Source organism: Massilia pinisoli (assembly GCF_024753285.1).
In the GTDB taxonomy this organism is placed as follows: domain Bacteria; phylum Pseudomonadota; class Gammaproteobacteria; order Burkholderiales; family Burkholderiaceae_D; genus Telluria; species Telluria pinisoli.
In genome coordinates, this window is sequence record NZ_JANUGW010000014.1 from 12,017 (window position 1) to 30,692 (window position 18,676).

At 66.9% G+C, this 18,676-nt stretch carries 12 protein-coding genes and 1 pseudogene; 6 read left to right on the forward strand and 7 right to left on the reverse strand.

Annotated features, from left to right (window positions below):
• Positions 1-22: 22 nt before the first annotated feature.
• Complete coding sequence (locus NX784_RS18225; protein WP_258818118.1) at positions 23-2,869, reverse strand: DUF8487 domain-containing protein; 2,847 nt, start codon at positions 2,867-2,869, stop codon at positions 23-25.
• A 218-nt stretch (positions 2,870-3,087) separates the two neighbouring features.
• Here NX784_RS18225 and NX784_RS18230 point away from each other — a divergent pair, with 218 nt between their 5' ends.
• Positions 3,088-3,834, forward strand: coding sequence for a FadR/GntR family transcriptional regulator (locus NX784_RS18230; RefSeq protein WP_258818119.1), 747 nt, complete (start codon positions 3,088-3,090; stop codon positions 3,832-3,834).
• A gap of 6 nt (positions 3,835-3,840) precedes the next feature.
• Here the strand turns inward: NX784_RS18230 and NX784_RS18235 are convergent, their stop codons facing one another.
• From NX784_RS18235 to NX784_RS18245, 3 genes are all read right to left on the reverse strand, one after another.
• Positions 3,841-5,265 carry a sugar porter family MFS transporter gene (locus NX784_RS18235; protein ID WP_258818120.1) on the reverse strand — a complete coding sequence of 475 codons (1,425 nt, stop codon included), beginning with the start codon at positions 5,263-5,265 and terminating at the stop codon, positions 3,841-3,843.
• 16 nt (positions 5,266-5,281) lie between these two features.
• Positions 5,282-6,010, reverse strand: coding sequence for an SDR family NAD(P)-dependent oxidoreductase (locus NX784_RS18240; protein WP_258818121.1), 729 nt, complete (start codon positions 6,008-6,010; stop codon positions 5,282-5,284).
• A 143-nt stretch (positions 6,011-6,153) separates the two neighbouring features.
• Entirely contained in the window at positions 6,154-7,155 is a 1,002-nt protein-coding gene (locus NX784_RS18245; protein ID WP_258818122.1) for a LysR family transcriptional regulator, read from the reverse strand.
• Between the two features lie 159 nt (positions 7,156-7,314).
• Here NX784_RS18245 and NX784_RS18250 point away from each other — a divergent pair, with 159 nt between their 5' ends.
• Genes NX784_RS18250 through NX784_RS18270 form a run of 5 tightly spaced genes read left to right on the forward strand, consistent with a single transcriptional unit; the run spans position 7,315 to position 13,227 of the window.
• On the forward strand, positions 7,315-8,166 hold the full coding sequence (locus NX784_RS18250) for an SMP-30/gluconolactonase/LRE family protein (protein ID WP_258818123.1): 852 nt from the start codon (positions 7,315-7,317) through the stop codon (positions 8,164-8,166).
• Between the two features lie 26 nt (positions 8,167-8,192).
• Entirely contained in the window at positions 8,193-9,341 is a 1,149-nt protein-coding gene (dgoD, locus tag NX784_RS18255; RefSeq protein ID WP_258818124.1) for a galactonate dehydratase, read from the forward strand.
• Positions 9,335-10,225, forward strand: a complete 891-nt coding sequence (locus tag NX784_RS18260) for a 2-dehydro-3-deoxygalactonokinase (protein WP_258818125.1) — start codon at positions 9,335-9,337, stop codon at positions 10,223-10,225. Before dgoD ends, NX784_RS18260 begins: the two co-directional genes overlap by 7 nt.
• Positions 10,219-10,839 (forward strand): 2-dehydro-3-deoxy-6-phosphogalactonate aldolase, encoded by a 621-nt coding sequence (locus NX784_RS18265; protein WP_258818126.1) that lies wholly within the window; start codon positions 10,219-10,221, stop codon positions 10,837-10,839. Before NX784_RS18260 ends, NX784_RS18265 begins: the two co-directional genes overlap by 7 nt.
• Before the next feature lie 24 nt (positions 10,840-10,863).
• Positions 10,864-13,227: a beta-galactosidase gene (locus tag NX784_RS18270; protein WP_258818127.1), complete on the forward strand. Its 2,364-nt coding sequence runs from the start codon at positions 10,864-10,866 to the stop codon at positions 13,225-13,227.
• Between the two features lie 851 nt (positions 13,228-14,078).
• Here NX784_RS18270 and NX784_RS18275 read toward each other — a convergent pair.
• From NX784_RS18275 to NX784_RS18285, 3 genes and pseudogenes are all read right to left on the reverse strand, one after another.
• Positions 14,079-14,223: pseudogene (locus tag NX784_RS18275) on the reverse strand (IS5/IS1182 family transposase); the annotation flags it as partial.
• Between the two features lie 110 nt (positions 14,224-14,333).
• The gene (locus tag NX784_RS18280; RefSeq protein ID WP_258818128.1) at positions 14,334-16,418 is read right to left on the reverse strand and encodes a glycoside hydrolase family 43 protein; all 2,085 of its coding nucleotides are present in this window, start codon (positions 16,416-16,418) and stop codon (positions 14,334-14,336) included.
• An 88-nt stretch (positions 16,419-16,506) separates the two neighbouring features.
• Positions 16,507-17,985 carry a glycoside hydrolase family 43 protein gene (locus NX784_RS18285; RefSeq protein ID WP_258818129.1) on the reverse strand — a complete coding sequence of 493 codons (1,479 nt, stop codon included), beginning with the start codon at positions 17,983-17,985 and terminating at the stop codon, positions 16,507-16,509.
• Between the last annotated feature and the right edge of the window lie 691 nt (positions 17,986-18,676).

Genomic DNA, 18,676 nt, shown 5'->3' on the forward strand with positions numbered 1-18,676 from the left:
ATGTTTTGGTGGGTAAAACTCGTCAGGCGACCAGCGCCTTGACCATCTCCTCGGACAATGCCGTCCGTGGTGTGAAGCGTGGGGATGCGGCGTAGGCGGCGAGGCTGCGGCGCAGCTGGCGCGACACGGGGTCGCTTGCTGGCGGTCCATCCAGCTCGAAACCGCACGCGATCAGGCGACCGGTCCCGACCCTGGCCTCGATGACGAGACCCAGCGAACGCGCGGTATGCCAGTCGTCGATGACGCGCACGATAGGGTCGACCGAGCGCGGCAGCAGGTCGAGCCGCAGCGGCGCCGCGCGGTGCAGGACGTGCCACCACTGCCAGTTGCTGTGCGCATCGGTGGGGAAATCGGCCAGCGCGGCGTGGGCCGGATCGCACAGGACGCCCATCGTGGTCGGGCCCTGGCCCTGGGTCCATAGCGTGTTCCAGAAAATCGTCGACAAGCCGAGCTTGACCGGATGGGTCTCGAACGGACGGACGGAGGCGGGCGGCAAGCCCAGCAGCACGGTCGCGCCCTGCGCCAGCAGCGGCAGCGCCGCGGCCACGCTGTTCACCACCTTGACCGGGCTGGCGGTGTCCGGTGCGTCCGGATAGACCCACACGTCCCAGTCGTTCTCGACCGGCGCGGCCAGTTGCGGGCTGCGCAGTCCCGCGACGAGCCTGCACTTGGCCGCGCGTTCGATCGCACCCAGCTTGACGTCGATGGCGCCCAGCGGCACACCCGTACCCTGCGCGACGCCGGCGACGGCGAACTCGCCCTGGTCGAGCACGCGCCCCGACGATTCCAGCCGCCAGTAGACGGTGGACGCGCCCAGCGCACGCGCGCCGCTGTGCGCGACGTCGATCTGTGCGCGCAAGGTGTCGCGATTGCCGAACACGCGCTTCGGCAGGCGCGCCAGCACGACGGTGGGGCCGCAGAAACGGCTGAACTCGGCCGCGTCCACATAGCCCTTCTCGCGCCAGAACGGGTTCAACACACCGACCAGCGCCGTGCCCTGGCCGGGGAAGTCGTGCAGGTCCAGCAGCTGGAAGCCGCCCATGCCGGGCGTCCGCAGCGCCGATTCGATGTCCTCCTTGTAGAGCATCGTCTGCAGCCGGCCCGACGCGTGCAGGAAGGCCGGCGCCAGCGCGCGCAGGCCGCTCGCGTCAAGCTTGTCCTCGAAGATGTCGAAGTTCTTCGGCTTCAGGTAGCCGGTGTACTGCGACCGCTCGTCGAAGTCGGGATACACGCACCACTGGCCGATCTCGTGGCTGACCACCGGTACCTTGCGCGCGACGATGAAGCCGCGGTAATCGGTCACGGTCTCGGGCGGGCGCGCATTGACGCGCGATTTGAGTTCCTCGCCCCATTGCTGGATGCGGGGCTGCTGCTCGACGTGGTATTGGTTCTCCGCCAGTTCCGGCCAGCCGCTGCCGGACGTCCACAGGCGGCGCGTATCGACCGCCGCGAAATGCCGCACGTACTGCGCCAGCCAGGCGGAGTGATTCTTCCCGCCGGGCTCGTTCCCGTAAGGCATCAGCATGAAGCTGGGATGGTTGCCGTAGGCTTTCAGCACGCGCGCCGTCTCCGCCATGACCCAGGCGTCGACCGGTTTGCCGTCGCCGATCGTCGTCGAGCCGTTGGCCCAGCAGGTCTCGATCTGGAAATAGAACCCGGCCTCGTCACCCGCGTCGAACGCCGCCTTGGGCGGGCAGTAGGAGTGGAAGCGCAGATGGTTCAGGCCGTAGGCGCGGGCGATCTTCAGGATGCGGCGCCACTCGCCGATCTCCGTCGGCGGATGGCCCGTCTGCGGGAAAATGCAGCATTCCAGCGTTCCGCGCAGGAACAAGGGGCGGCCGTTCAGCATGAACTGCGTGCCGGCAGTTTTCAGCTCGCGGAAGCCGAAGCGCACGTCTGCGGCCGAACCGTCGTCGAGCTTCACACTGACCGTGTGCAGCGTGGGCGAGAATTCATCCCACAGGCCGGCGTCGGTCGGGAACTGCACGGCAGTCTCGAACACGCCGCCTTGCGCATCCCAACGCACCGGGATTTTGTGCACGGCGCCGCCGCCCGTCACCGTCAGGCGGCCCGCGCCCGCGCGGCCGGAGGCATTGCCGAGCGCGCCCTTGAGCACGACGCGGCGCGTGCGGACGTCCGGATAGACCTGCAGATCGTCGACCCAGACGGGCCGCCGCGCCGACAACTCGATCTTGCCGGCGATGCCGTTCCAGTTGCCTTGCGTGTGGTCGCTGATACCGTGCGAGTCCGAACCGATGTCCGTGTGCAGGCGGTTGTCGACCCGGATCGTCAGCAGGTACTTGCCCGGCGCGAGCGTCCCGAGGTCGTAGATGTGCGCCGTGTGCAGGCTGTCGTTGCGGCCGACGTGGCGGCCGCCGATCCACACCTGCGTCTCCCAGTGCGGACGCTCCAGCGACACGACCGCATGCCGGCCCGCCCAGCCGCGCGGAATGACGATCTCGCGCTGGAACCAGGCAGCGCCCACGTACACCGTGTCCGGCTGCAGGAAGAACGGCACCTTGACGTTGCCGGCGGCGCGGTAGGGCGCGTATTCCGGCGCCGTGAAGAATGCCTTGTTGGCGAGCGACGCCGTCCATCCGGTATCGAGCGTGACCGCATCGCCCAGGCCTTGCGCTGGCAGCGCGTCGCGCACGGATACCGGTTGTTGCAAAGGCTTGTTGAACCAGGCTTGCGCGATGCCCCGGTCGGCGCGGTCCAGGCTGACGGCCCAGTCGCCGTCCACGCGCACCGCGTCGGCGTCCACCGGCGCCGTCCGGCCAGCCAGGGGCACGACGGCCATCAACGCGCCACTGGACAGGGTTTTCAGGAAGTTTCTGCGTCCGGCGTGACCGGAAGGTGCTTGGCTCATCGACATGCGCGTCTCTCTTTATGTAATGAAAAGTATTATATATTTCGACGGCAATGAAATTGCTTTCAGTACCCATGTCGATTCGGCATGGCTTTCAACCAAAATTTTGTAGCTCGGCCGTTCTTCAAAAAATCATACAATTAAGCATTTCCCCAAATCATGCCCAAGCAACGATCTGCTATCCTTCGGATGGACAGAGCGTTCGATGACGAGGGATCATGATTGAGATAGAGAGCGGGAAAGCTGGCAGGCCGGACGGCAGCAACCTGACGCGCCGCATCGTGGACGTACTCGGGCGCGCCATCGTGACCGAGCAGTTTTCGCCGCAGTCGCCATTCCCCGTCGAGGCGGAGCTGTGCGAGCGCTACGGCGCCAGCCGGACCATCGTGCGCGAAGCGGTGAAGATGCTGACGGGGAAGGGACTCCTGCGGTCGCGCCAGCGCGCCGGCACGGTGGTCGAGCCGGAAGACAGTTGGAATCTGCTCGACCCGGACATCCTGCGCTGGATGCTGGAACGGAAATTCTCGCTCGACCTGCTGATCGACTTCAACGAGGTGCGCATGGGGATCGAACCGCGCGCCGCCGGGCTGGCGGCCCACAGCGCCACCGGTCCGCAACGGCGCGCCATCCTGGCCGCCATCGAGCGCATGAACGCCGCTGACGGCGGCGACGACGATCCGCTGGAAGCCGACATTGCGTTCCACCACGCCGTGCTGGTGGCCAGTAACAACCGGTTCATGCGCCAGTTCCGCGACCTGACAGAAGCGACGTTGCGCTTCAGCATCCGCAGCACCAACGAATATGCCGGCGTCGCGCGCGCCAACACGGCTGACCACGCGCGGGTCGGCGACGCCATCATCCGCGGTGAGCCCGCGCTTGCGCAGGCGTTGATGCGGGAATTGCTGCAGGGGGCCCTCGACCTGCTCGTCGCGGCGAGTGGGCAGGGCGCGCGTCCAGTACTCTGAAAGCGCTCAGCGCCAGGCGTCCTCGATCTCTTCCAGGCTCTTGCCGCGCGTTTCAGGCAGGCGCTTGAGGACGAACACGAAGCCGAGCGCGCAGATGGCGGCATACAGCCAGAACGTCGGGCCGGTCCCCATCCTCTTGTTAATCAGGGGGAAGGTGTAAGTCAGCAGGAAGCACGCGGTCCACAGCGCCGTGGTGGCCACCGCCATGCACGCGCCGCGGGCCTCGTTCGGGAAGATCTCCGACAGGGCGACCCAGGTGACGGGCGCCAGCGTCATCGCGTAGCAGGCGATGGCCATGACAACGAGCAGCAGCAGCGGCCAGCCCTGCCAGCCCGCCACGTAGCAGGCGCCCAGCAGCACGTAGACCACGGCGAGGCCTGCGCAGCCGAGCAGCATCAGCCGGCGGCGTCCCCACCGTTCCACCGTATCCAGCGCGAGCAGTGTGAACACGCTGTTGACGACCCCGGTGATGACGATGTTGAAGAGGGTGTCCGACACGGCATAGCCGGCCGACGCGAAAATCTCCTGCGCATAGTTGAAGATGACGTTGATGCCGCACCACTGCTGCAGCACTGCCAGTACGATGCCGATGCCCAGCACGCGCACGAAGCGCGGTTCCTTCAGCACGTCCACCAGGCTGCGGCCGCGCGATGCGCCCAGCGACGTGCGGATCGCGTGCAGCGCGCCGGCGGCATAATCGTCGCCGCCCAGCCGGTGCAATGCGCGGGTGACGCCGTCCCAGTCGCCGCGCGCCGCGAACCAGCGCGGGCTTTCGGGAATCAGGAGGCAACCGAGCAGGAACGCGACCGACGGCACCGCCGCCGCGAGGAACATGTGACGCCAGCCGGTGGTGCCGTTCCACGAGGCCGCGATCTGCGCCAGCGACGCACCGGCCGCCACCGGTTCGGCGATCAGCAGGTTGACCACCTGCGCGCCGAGAATCCCGGCCACGATGGCGATCTGGTTCAGGCACACCATGCGTCCGCGCACGGCGGCCGGCGCGATTTCCGCGATATAGATCGGCGACAGGCCGGACGCGAGGCCGATCGCCGTCCCGCCGACGATGCGCCACAGGACGAAGATGTCGATCGAGCCGGCCCACGCGGTGCCGACGGACGACACGGCGAAGATGAAGGCGGCGATCAGCAGGCCGCGGCGGCGCCCGAGCCGGTCGCTGATCACGCCGGATGCCATCGCGCCCGCCAGGCAGCCGATCAGGGCGCAGCTGATGGCCCAGGCCTGCTGGCCCGGTTCGGTGAGTCGGAACCAGGCTTCATAGAACGGCTTGGCGCCGCCGATGACGACCCAGTCGTAGCCGAACAGCAGGCCGCCCAGCGCGGAGACCGCGGCGGCCAGCCAGAGGGTGATGCTTGACGCGGGCCGCAATGCCTGCGCGCCGTCGTCGAGAGTCGGTTCGTGACCGTGGATCATGTGTCGTTCCTTAGGATCAGAGGCGGGCCATGCGGCCGCCGTCGGCGACGATGTCTTCGCCGTTGATGAAGCGCGCGGCATCCGTCGACAGGAAGTGCGCGAGCGCGGCCACGTCTTCCGGTTGCCCGAGGTCTTCGGGGGCGATCTTTTCGACGCCGGACTTGATCGTGGGGCTGGCGTGCAGCAGCGGCGTTTCGATCGCGCCCGGGCAGATGGCATTCACGCGGATGCCCAGCGCCTGGCCTTCGATGGCGGCCGAGCGGGTCAGGCTCACCAGCGCGGCCTTGGCGGCCGCGTACGGCGCGACGAGCGGCCCGGTACGGCGCGCATGCACGGACGCGATGTTGACGATGGCGCTGCCGGGCCGCATCGTGCGCAGCGCGTGTCCGGTGAGCAGGGCGGCCCCGACCAGGTTGACGTTCAGAAGGCGCTGCCAGTCGGCGCCCGTCAGTTCGGCGATTGGCTTGTAGATCATGATGCCGGCAATGTTCACCAGCACGTCGACCGTGCCGAACGCGGTGACGGCGCGGTCGAATGCGCGCGCCACCTGTGCTTCATCGGCGATGTCGGTCTGGATGAAGTCGACCTGCGCCGCGCCGGCCGCGCGCAGCGTGGCTTCGAAGGCGGCATCGGCGGGCACCGCGTCCACCAGCAGGATGGCCGCACCTTCGGCCGCGAAGGCGAGCGCGGTCGCGCGGCCGATGCCGCCCAGGGCGCCGGTGATGAGGATGCTTCGTGTTGTCATTGCTTGTCTCCGTGTGTTCCCGTTCCGGCGATGGAATGTTGCCGAATTTTACTCGCAAGACCGCACCGCAAAACGGCGGCGAGCCATGCTGATTCGGCTTGGGAATCGCGCAAAACTGCATGGGCGACGGAGAGCGGATTGCTTTATTCTGGCGTGGATTTCAGCCGGTGCCGGCGCAGCGCCGGGTCGGCGGCGATGGTTTCGCGCAGCGCGCGCAGCATGCCTTCGGCGCCCGGCGACAGCACGTGGCCACGGCGGGTGATGATGCCGTAGGCGTCCATGCGCAGGCCCAGGTCGAACGGCAGCAATGCAAGCTGTTCCGAATCCAGATAGGCCTGCACGAGCTCCTGCGGCAGCGCCACCACCATGTCGGTGCTGGACAGCAGCGGCACGATCAGCGGGATGGCCAGGGTTTCCACGGTGTCGGTGGGCGGGCTCAAACCTTCGGACAGGAACAGCGCCGTCAGCCGGTCGCGCAGGATGCTGCCGGCCGGCGGCACGATCCACGACTGCCGCGCCAGTTCCGCCAGCCCCAGGTCCGTGCGCCGCGCCAGCGGGTGTCCGGGCCGCACGACGATGTGATGCACTTCGTCGGTGATGGGTTCGAAATCGAGCAGCGGCACATTGGCCGTATCGAGGATCCGTCCCAGCACGAGGTCGAGCCGGCCGTCCAGCAGGCGCTCCACCATCGCGTCGCTGGTGCTGAAGTCGACGGCCACGTTGGCGTCGACGAAGCGCGACTTGAACAGCGTGATCGCCTTCGGCAGGATGGCGGCCGCCGGCGTCAGCACGCTGCCGATCTCCACCTTGCCGCCCAGTCCGGACAGCAGCTGCGCGATTTCCAGGTGGGCCGCGTCCATTTCGGCCAGCGCCACGCCGGCGCGGCGGATCAGCATCTTGCCGGACCACGTCGGGACGACACCGCGTGCGAGGCGTTCAAACAGCTGTACGCCCAGCACGTGTTCGAGATCGCTGATCAGGCGCGAGGCCGCGGGCTGCGTCAGGCGCGCCGCCTTGGCCGCGGTGACGATCGACGCATGCCGGCCCAGTTCCACCAGCAGGATCAGGTGCCGCATTTTCAGGTGGCTGCGCACGAAGCGGTCCGAGGCGGCGGAAGGGGAAGCGGGGCGGGGCGGGATGGACACGCGGGTCGATAAGGACGGACAACGGTGGCCGTCGATTATACGCATAACCCCTGGCGCGCGATCCAATGCCATTTCCACGCGATCCCATGCGAAATCAGGATTGGTATGGATGAGGGCAGTCCGGCCACAATGCATGCCCCGACCTTTTGAGGAGGCCAGATGGCCCGTATCGTGACCGACTGCGCCAATACGCTGGGCGAATGCGTCCTGTGGTGCGAACGCAGCCAGCGTGTGCTGTGGACCGACATCCTCGGCGCCACCTTGTATGCCCATCATCCGGCCAGCGGGATGACCTTCACGTGGGCCATGCCCGAGCGGCTGGCGTCGTTCGCGCTGACCGGCGCCGAGGACCGCCTGCTGCTCGGCCTCGCATCGCGTCTCGCGTTCTTCGACTTCGCGACGGGGGCGGTCGCGCCGCTGGCCGACGTCGAGCCGGACCTGCCCACGCGCCTGAACGACGGCCGCTGCGACCGCCAGGGCAATTTCGTGTTCGGCACGTTCCACGAGGGCGAGCCGCGCTTGGCCATAGGATCGTTCTACCGACTGAACGCCGCCGGCCTGCGCCTCGAACGGCTGGCACTGCCGTCGGTGGCGATCGCCAACAGCATCTGCTTCAGCCCGGACGGGACGACGATGTACTACTGCGATTCGCCGACCCGCACGATCCGCCGCTGCGACTATCCGCTGCTGACGAACGACCGCGTGTTCGCGCACGTGGATGGACCGGGCGAACCGGACGGCTCCTGCATCGACGCCGACGGCCATCTGTGGAACGCGCAGTGGGGAGCGGCGCGCATCGTGCGGTACGCGCCGGACGGGCGGGTCGACCGCAGCATCGCCACGCCGGCGCTGCAGCCCAGTTGCGTGGCGTTCGGCGGCGCCGCATCGGACACCCTGTATTGCAGCAGCGCGCGCATCGGCCTGGCCGCTCCTGGCCCGGCGGACGGCGCGCTGCTGGCGCTGGCCACGGGCGGCATCCGCGGCCTGCCGGAAAGCCGCTTCGCCGGCTGACATTCAACACAACCATTTTCCTGACCATGAAAATCACGAGACTGACCACGTTCCGCGTTCCGCCCCGCTGGACCCTGCTGAAGATCGAGACCGACGAAGGCGTCACCGGCTGGGGCGAGGCCGTCATCGAGGGCCGCGCGCGCACGGTCGAAGCGGCGGTGCACGAATTGTCCGAGCTGCTGGTCGGGCAGGACCCCGCCCGCATCAACGACTTGTGGAGCACCATGTACCGGGGCGGCTTTTACCGCGGCGGCCCGATCCTGATGAGCGCCATCGCCGGCATCGATCAGGCGCTGTGGGACATCAAGGGCAAGGTGCTCGACAAACCCGTCTACGAGCTGCTGGGCGGCCTGGTGCGCGACCGGATGAAGACATACAGCTGGGTGGGCGGCGACCGTCCGGGCGACGTCATCGCCGGCATCGGGAAGCTGCGCCAGGCCGGCTTCGACACGTTCAAGTTGAACGGCACCGAGGAATTCGGCATGCTGGACAGCACGCGGGCGATCGACGCCGCCGTGGCGCGCATCGGCGAAATCCGCGCGGCGTTCGGCACGCAGATCGAATTCGGCATCGATTTCCACGGCCGCGTCGCGGCGCCGATGGCCAAACCGCTGCTGCGCGAACTGGAGCAGTTCCGGCCTCTGTTCGTGGAGGAACCGGTGCTGCCGGAGCAGTACGAGCATTACGCCCACCTCGCCGACGCCACCTTCATCCCGCTGGCGGCCGGCGAGCGCATGTATTCTCGCTTCGAATTCAAGCATGTGTTCGAGCGCGGCGGCCTGGCCATCGTGCAGCCGGACCTGTCGCACGCGGGCGGCATCACGGAATGCGTCAAGATCGCGGCGATGGCGGAAGCCTACGACGTGGCCATCGCGCCCCATTGCCCGCTGGGGCCCGTCGCGCTGGCCGCCTGCCTGGCGCTGGACTTCGTCGCGTACAACGCGGTCATCCAGGAACAGAGCATGGGCATCCATTACAACGAGGGCGCCGAGCTGCTCGACTATGTGGTCAACAAGGACGACTTCCACCTCGTCGACGGTTATATCGCGCCGCTGCCGGGGCCCGGCCTGGGCGTGGTGGTCGACGAGGAACGCGTGGTCGAAGCGAGCAAGGGCGCGCCCGACTGGCGCAACCCGCTGTGGCGCCACGCCGACGGCAGCGTGGCCGAATGGTGAGCACGATGGAGGCCTACCTGTTGGGCATCGACTGGGGCACGAGCAACCGCCGCGCATACCTCGTCGACCGCACGGGCACGTGCCTGCGGCGCCATGCGGATGACCAGGGCCTGCTGGCGGTGCAGGGCGATTTCGCCGGATCGCTGGCGGCGCTGCGGCGTGCGATGCAGGTCGATGATGCGGTACCCGTCGTGATGGCGGGCATGGTCGGCGCGGCCTCCGGCTGGCAGGAAGTGCCGTATCTGGACACCGACGTGGCGCTGGCCGACCTGCCGCGTCACCTCGTCGCCGTGCGCGACGCCCCACGCTGCCGGATCGTACCGGGGTATGCCGGCGATGTGCCGGACGTGGACGTGATGCGCGGCGAGGAAACGCAGCTGCTGGGGGCGGGCGTGCGCGACGGCTGGATCGTCCTGCCCGGCACGCACAGCAAATGGGTGCATCTCCGCGCGGGCAGGGTGGAACGGCTGTCCACCTTCATGACGGGGGAACTGTTCGCGCTGCTGGGGGCGCACGGGACGCTGCGCACTTTGATGACGGGGGACGCCGCGGACGACGACGCCTTCGCGGACGGATTGCGGGACGCGCAGCGCCGCGCGCCGCTGACCCACAGCCTGTTCGGCGTACGGGCGCGGGCCGTCACGGGGCGCATGGCAGCTCCACAGGTGCGGTCGTACGTGAGCGGCCTGCTGATCGGGACGGAGTTCGTCGCGGCCGGGCTGGGCGCCGATGCCGGCCCGCTGCACCTGATCGCCTCCGATGCGCTGGCCGGGCGCTACGCGCATGCGGCCGCGCACTTCGGCCGGCATGCCGTCGCGCTCGATCCCGACCAGGTCTTCCTGGCGGCCCTTCAACACTTCATTCACGACGGACGATCATGGTGACCAATCACTTCGACATGCCCTTGGTGGCAATCTTGCGCGGCCTCGCGCCGGCCGAGGCGCCGGCGATCGGCGCCGCACTGTTCGATGCGGGAATCCGCCTGCTGGAAGTGCCGCTGAACCGGCCGGGCGCGCTGGAAGCCATCGGCATTCTCGCGGCGCTGGCGCCGCCCGGCGCGCTGGTCGGCGGCGGCACGATGCTGAGCGTGGACCATGTGGATGCCGTGTACGCCGCAGGCGGACGGCTGCTCGTGGCGCCGAACTGCGATGCGGCCGTGATCCGGCGCGGCGTGGCGCTGGGCATGCTGTGCGCGCCGGGCGTCGCCACGCCGACCGAGGCCTTCGCCGCGCTCGAGGCGGGCGCCCACGCGCTGAAGATCTTCCCGGCCGAGATGGTCGGCACGGCCGGCCTCAAGGCCACCCGCACCGTGCTGCCGCCCGACACGCCGCTGTGGCCCGTCGGTGGCGTCACGCCAGACTCGATGGCCGCCTGGGTGCGCGCCGGCGCCACCGGCTTCGGCATCGGCGGTGCGTTGTACCAGCCCGGCGTGACGCCGGACGACATCGCCCGCCGCGCGCGCGCATTCGTGAAGGCTTGGTCGAATGCGGCCGCATGACAACAGGAGACGAACGATATGACAATGAACACCCCACGCCGCCGCCTCGTGCAGGGCATGGCCGCCGCCGCCGCCGTCGGCTGCGCCTGGCTGCCCGCCGCGACGCGGGCGCAAGTCATCGACGCGGGCGCGTCGCAGCGCTTCGCAATCGGCGACGACGACTTCCTCCTCGACGGCAAGCCGCTGCAGATCCGCTGCGGCGAGATCCACTTCGCACGCGTGCCGCGCGAGTACTGGGTCAATCGCCTGAAATCGATCAAGGCGATGGGGCTCAACACCGTCTGCGCCTACCTGTTCTGGAACTACCACGAATGGCGCGAAGGGAAATTCGACTGGACCGGCCAGCGCGACGCCGCCGAGTTCTGCCGCCTGGCGCACGCGGAAGGCCTGTGGGTGATCGTGCGTCCCGGCGCTTACGCCTGCGCCGAATGGGAGATGGGCGGCCTGCCGTGGTGGTTGCTGAAGCAGCCCGGCGACGCGTTCCTGCGCACCCGCAGCCCGCACTACGTGGAGCCGGCCAGGCGCTGGCTGAACGAAGTGGGGCGCGTCCTCGCGCCGCTGCAGGTGACACGCGGTGGCGGCATCCTGATGGTGCAGGTCGAGAACGAATACGGCTTCTTCGGCAGCGACCTGGATTACATGCGGACCATGCGCCAGGCGACGGTGGACGCGGGCTTCGAGGTGCCGCTGTTCCAGTGCAATCCGACGAATGCCGTCGTCAAGACGCACATTCCCGGGTTGTTCCAGGTCGCGAATTTCGGCACCGATCCCGCGGCCGGCTTCAAGGCGTTGGACACCGTGCAGAAAGGACCGCGCATGTGCGGCGAGTATTACTCCGGCTGGTTCGACACCTGGGGCACGCCGCACCGGCGCGGCGGCGTCGAGGGCGCCGTGGCGGACCTCGTCGCGATGCTGAAGGCGAACGGTTCGTTCAGCCTGTACATGGCGCATGGAGGTACGAGCTTCGGCCTGTGGGGCGGCTCCGACCGTCCGATGCGGCCCGATACGACCAGCTACGACTACGATGCGCCGATCAGTGAAGCGGGCTGGGTCGGCGACAAGTTCACGGCCTACCGCAACGCGCTGACGCCGTTCCTGGCGCCGGGCGAAACGCTGCCGGAATCGCCGCCGCGCAATCCGGTGATGACGATCCCGGCGTTCGCGCTGAGCGACTCCGTGCCGGTGGCGGCGAGCCTGCCCGCGCGCGCGATCCGCGACGTGTCGCCGCGGCCGATCGAGCACTACGACATCAGCCGTGGCCTCGTTGCGTATCGCGTGACCCTGCCGGCCGGTCCCGCCGGCGTGCTGGAAGCCGCGAAGGTGCGCGACCTGGCGTGGGTCCACGTCGACGGCCAGGCTGTGGGCACGCTGGACGCGCGTCATCACCGCTTCAAGGTCGAGCTGCCGGCGCGGAGCAGGCCGGCGACTGTCGACATCCTCCTGTACACGATCGCACGGGTGAACTTCGGCATCGAGATCCACGACCGCAAGGGCGTGCATGGCCCGGTCACCTTCAAACCGCACGATGGTCCGGCGCAGCCGCTCGAAAACTGGGAGATCCGCGCCATCGATTTCGATGCCGACGGCGTGTTGCCGCCGCTGGCGTTCAAACGTGGCGCTTGCCGTAGCGCCGCGTTCTGGCGCGGCCATTTCGACACGGGCCGCGCGGCGGACACCTTCCTCGACATGTCCGGCTGGGGCCAGGGCATCGTGTGGGTCAACGGCCGCTGCCTCGGGCGCTACTGGAGCATCGGGCCCACGCAGACCATGTATCTGCCGGGACCGTGGGTCAGGAAAGGCCGCAACGAGGTCGTCGTGCTGGACCTTACCGGACCGCGCATGGCGCGCATTGCCGGCCTGGCGACGCCGATCCTCGACCACCTGCACCGCGAGCGCGACCTGCCACGCCCGCCGTCCACCGCGACCGTGCGGCTGGACGACGTCGCGCCGATTCACGAGGGCGTGTTCGCGCCCGGCTCCGCGACGCAGGACGTGCGCTTCGCCGCGCCGGCGCACGGACGCCAGTTCTGCCTGGAGTCGCTCGACGCCTTCGACGGCAAGCAGTTCGCCGCCGTGGCCGAACTCGCCCTGCTGGGCAAGGACGGCAAGACGATCGAGCAGTCCTCCTGGACCATCGCCTACGTCAGCAGCGAGGAAGCGGCGAAGGAGGATGGCGGCGCGCTGAACGCGATCAATGGCCAGAACAGCGATTACTGGCTGACCGCGTCCGGTACGGCCACGCATCCGCACCGGCTCGTGATCGACCTGGGGAAGGAGGTTGAGGTGGCCGGGCTGCGCTACACGCCGCGCCAGGGACCGGACGGCGTGAGGGGACGAATCCGGCGGTTCAAGGTCTATGTCGGCGATGGTTTGGTGACCGCCTATTGATGACGCCGTCGCTGACAGGTCATCCTGCATGGTCTTGCGCCGCCGGGGGCGGCGCTTGAGCTGGCCCAGGTTAGTGAGGGCGGCAAATGCAAGGTGTCGCTACCAGCCGGGCGTCCCGCTTTGCTGGCGTAGCATCTGGCGTAGGTTTCCCTGCTTATCCCGGGCTCTCACTCGAGAACACCCCCATGCATCATCGGGGTGTGCTGGCTTTTTCCGGGTTTGGTAACTTGTTGATCTAACGGCATCTCGTCGTCTAACTTCATGATGTTGTTGCGCATTCCTTTGGCTCGCGCGGCTCTCGATCGCATCACAACGCATCAGGCGGCATCGCTTCGCTTCACGGATTGGCGCCGCTTTTCGATGCTCTGCAGTCGAACCTACGCGGAGGGAGCAAACCGGTGTCGCTGACGGTCAAAAGCTACGCCGGCCTCCTTGCTGGGAGCGCGATGGGCTCAATGCCAGGTGGCCGAGCAGCTGTCGCCAGACACGCACTTTACCATGGCCCTTGGTCGACCTGCGGTGCGCGATGCAAGGGCGGCAAGTATACGTGAAAAGCTACGCCGAGCCTACGCCCAGGCACACGGAACCGACAATCCGAAGGCGCCCAAGGACGGACTTCAGGGCAGACCGTACACGGTCTTCCGTGGCATGAAGTCAACACTGCGAAGGGAGCAAATACATGGCGTTCGATGCCAGGGCAGCCAAATTACTTGCTCCGGGTGAGCACTACACGATGCCCGACTGCCCAGGTCTCCGATGCCAAGTGAAGATCGGCGCCTGACCCGCGGTATCGAGTAATGCTGCGAAGGCAGAATTGCTACCGGTATGAAAACATTCGAATTAACTGAGCCACGACGGACACGCAGCCAAACGCCTGCTTGCATCCATTCGTGAAGGCGACGCCAGCGCGTCATCGCGCTGCCGCAGCCGAGTTTACATGGCAGATATTTCTGTCTTCAAGACGAACAGGATCCCGGTCAAGGTTGCGCGATCGTTGTCTGCGCCATCGCGGGGGGCGAAGTGAAGGTCCTCGCGTGCGGTCGCGCGCGAGGACTACGTGGCCTGAAACAGCGGCCGACGTGGCGGCCGCGTTTCAGCGGCTGGGTTCAGCTCCCGGCCGTGCGCCACACCAGGCGCACGCCGTCACTGCCGTCGGGGACGGGGCCGGGGCTGTCGGCCGTGATCGTCCCCGTGGCCGGATCGATGCGCAGGTAGCGGTGCGTGACGAGCGACAGCAGCACCAGTTCGCCGGTCGGCGTCTCGATCCATTGGAAGCTCTGGGCCGCACCTGGCCGTCCGGCGCGCAGGTCCACCTTGCCCGCGTCATCCACGCTCAGCCAGCGCGAGCCCACGCCGAGCGCGGCCCGGCCCAGTCCCATGTCGCGCACTTTGAACGACGTCGGCACGCCACGGCCAAGACCTGCACCGTCGCCATGCAGGCCGTCGTCGCGCCCGAATGCGGTCAACTGCACCGCGCGCCCATACGGGATGGGGCGCATCAGGCCGCGGGGGTAGGGCTGGGCCACATCGACCGCGTCCACGTCGACCCAGCCGCCTTCGCGCTGCGTCGTGTTGTAGCCGAACAGGCCGTAGCGGATGCCCTGGAAAGTGATGGTCTGGTACACCATCGTGAACGGTTCCCCGACCGGGACGAAACGGCTGCCGTCGGTTGAGTACGAAAAGCGCGCCTGCTCGGTGAAGAAATTGCAGTCGGCGCGCAGCCACACGCGCTGGGCGGCACCACCCTGCTGGTCGAGCGGCAGGTCGAGTGGAACCCGCACCGTGGTGCCGCGGCCCTGGTCCACCAGCGCCAGATGCAGGCCGTCCGCCGTGCGTTCTACGCCCAGCGCCGCGTACGGCAGGTTTTGCAGCCCGAGACCGGCGACATCGCCCACTTGCAGACCGGCGACATCCAGGCTGACGGTCGGCGTCGATTGGGGGCCGATGGCACGCTGCGTCAGGGTGTTGCGCGCGTCCCAGAACGACGTTGCCGGCAGCGTGTGCAGGCGCAGGAAGCCGGGGCGCTCGGCCAGCGACCACTTGCCATCGACAGGCGCGTGGTTCCACTCCCAGATCGGCTTGAGCGTGGTGCCGGAGAAATCGTCGCTGCGTTCGAATGGCACGCGCACAGGCTGCGGCGCGGCCGTCTTCGGCTTGGTCCACGTGCGCGGCGTGCGGGTCAGGTTGCCCGGCAGGCCGAACCACGGCCAGCCGTCCTTCCACGTGACCGGCGACAGGCCCAACAGTCGGCCGACGGAGTTGGCGTCCATCATCGAGAAGCCCCACCACTCGCCGGCCTGGGTCAGCACGATTCCGCCCTGGTGCAACGTGGCCCGGTGCTTGGCGGTCGGGCGCGCCGGGTAGATGGTGGGGTGCTCGCGGTCGCCCCCGAATATGTTCGCCGGCAGGGCGCCGAAATCCTCGTCCTGGCTGATGGTCTGGTTGACTTCGTAGGGGCCGTCGACGTGGTCGGCGCGCGCGGCCGGCGTGCGGAACCCACCCATGTAGTTGGCGGAGATGATGTAGTACTTGCCGTTGATCTTGTAGAAGTGCGCGCCTTCGCCCATGCCGGCGTCCTTGGCGAACAGGACCTTCTCCGTGCCTGGCACGATGTCGGTCAGGTCGTCGTTCAGCTGGGCCAGGTGCATGTCCTGGTGACCCCACACGACCCAGGTGCGGCCGTCGTCGTCGAACAGCACGGACAGGTCGTGCAGGCCGCGCTTCATCTCGTGGTGCTTCCACGGCCCGCGCGGATCGGTGGCGGAATAGACCTGCGTGCCGCGCCCGTTGACGTTCGTGAAGATGTAGAAGGTACCGTTGTGGTAGCGCAGACTGGGGGCCCAGATGCCCTGGCCGTAGATATCCTTCCCCTCCTCCAGGCGGTAGGCGGGTCCGAAGTCGAGCCGGTCGGCCACGTAGGTCACGAATTCCCAGTTGACGAGGTCCTTCGAGCGCAGCACGGGCAGGCCCGGCATCGAATGCATCGTGGTGCCCGTCAGGTAAAACCAGTCGCCCACGCGGATGAGGTCGGGGTCGGAGAACTCGTCGTAGAAGATGGGATTGGTGTACGTGCCGTTGCCGTTGTCGGGCGTCCAGGTGGACGGTGCGGGCGCGGGGCGGGTGGCCGGCGCGGCGTGGGCCACGGCCAGCAGGGCCAACGCGATCGCAGCGACCAGGGTGTTCTTGAGCATGCTTCCTCCAGTATTAGCGCGGCACTGTAGCTCGGGTAGTGCCGCTGTCAAAGTGTCGAGCCGATCTGTCGACTCCTGCCCGGCTTCCTTAATTGGCCGCTTGGTCCGCGCGCCGGTCGCGATGGGAGAATTGCCAGTAATCGAACTTGAACAGTTCTTCGCCGGCCGCGCCGCGGAACACGAAGTAGACATCCTGGACGCCGGAGACAGCGGCGACCCGGACAGACTGCGGCTTCCATTGGCCGCCGGTTCCCGAGACCGGCAGCGTGCCGATCAACTGGCCATCGAGCTTGCCTAAACGAATCTCGATCTTCGCTCCTGTGGCCGCCTTCGCCTTGGCCGTGCTGGAGAGGCTGGCCATGAAAGCGCGCGCGCCGCCCGCGCCGAAATCGACATTGCGCACCTGGATGTAGGCCCCGTCATGGATGTCTCGCACATTCTGGCCGCCGGCGCTGCTGGGCTCGATTTTGACACCGGAAGACCACGCAATGGTCTCGGCTTCGACGCGCTTGTAGGGATCGAGGGTCGCGACCGGTGCGGGGCCTTCCCTGGTCGGCTGTACCATCTGGACCGAGCCATCCTGGTTGAACTTCAACTCGTCGACGCACACGGAACGTTTGAAGCCGTCGCCTCCCGGAAGCGCGGCGTTGTGGTAGAAGAGGTAGGTCTTGCCCTTGAAGTCGACGACGCCCGGGTGGTTGGTGAAGGCGCTTTGCGGGCTCATGACGACGCCGCCGTAGGTCCACGGGCCTTCGGGTGTGGGGCCGGTGGCGTAGGCGAGATGCTCGGGGATGGGGCCACCTGCAAAAAACAGGTAATTGAGGTTCTTGCGCTGATAGAGCCAGGGACCTTCTTCGTACGATGTGCCGCGCAAAGCGGGCTTCGGCAGCGTCACACCTTGTGTGTCCGGAGGATTGCGTTCGCCCAAGGCCTTGACGGTCATGGGATGGCGAATGATGCCATTCTCGCCGACGCTCGTGTCGTAGGAAATCATGTCCTTGTTCAGCTTCACCGACCACAAATTGGGATTGCCCCAGGCGAGATAGGCCTGGCCCTTGTCGTCGATGTAGACGGTCGGGTCGATGCTGTCGTACAGGCCGCCGGCGTGGCCCGCGATCAGCGGTTTTTTGATGGGATCGGTATAGGGGCCGAGGGGATTGTCGGCCACCAGCACGCCGATGCCCCGGCCTTGCACCGGGGCATAGAGATACCATTTGCCATCCCTCTCGATCGCCTGGGGAGCCCAGGCGCCGTTGTCGAAACCGTCCCAGCCGGAGATTTCCTTGGCGGCCCAGGGGAAATCCCGGAGGGAGGCGATCGCGCCATGCTGGGTCCAGTTCACCATGTCCGTCGTCGTGGCGAGCACCCAGTCCTTCATGTTGAAGTTGTTCTTTTCCCCGACATCCTGATCGTGGCTGGAAAACAGGTAAAGCGTGCCGTTATGGACCATGGGAGCCGGATCGGCGGTATACATCGTTTGAACAACCGGGTTGAGCGCGAATGACACCGTGGGCAGCGAAGCCAACATGGACAAGAGAACGAGAGCGGAGCGGGGCGTTTTTTTCATTAGGGTCGGAAAATAGGGGGCGGAATGCGTAGCGGAACAGGCGGTTTAAGCGCGGGAGCCGGATCGCATCTTGCCATCAACGAGGTTGTTTACGAGTTCAATAAGCCACTGATGGAAGGGAAAGCAAGCGCAGTACCTCCGATATGCCACGCGACAGGTCTAAAACAAGTCTGAAGTTATTTTCAAGCGGAAACCGAAGAGTGGAACTTTAAGTTTTGCGAGTGTTTAGCGAGTGGTAGTTCATCAGCTGAAAAGCCGGTTTCTTGTACGACGCCGGCTGTAAGGCAAAATTTTATGAAGCTTAATCAGTAATCGCGCTTCTCACGGTAACGGAAGCTGCTGTTCCAAAGAATCGAAAACTTACCGTCAGGCGCTGTCAACAATATGCTTGTTTTCGCTTGCGGGACGGGCAAGTCCGCCAACCGATCCAGCAATCCGACCGAGTCTATCGCAAATATTTCGGCAAAACTACACGCCAAAACGCGCCGCCGCCTGCCGTGACGGCCTCCGGCGAAAATTCTGCATGGCTGCTACCGGTATTCGTGCAGATTTTGATATTGCTCGCTTTAAAAGGGCGTAGTTCGGGCCGACCGCCACCTGTGCGCCAGCGGTGGCGCCGCCGTCGCAGCACATCGAATGCAAAGTAGTGCAGCATCAATGCGATTATCTGCACCTTGTAATATCTTCACCA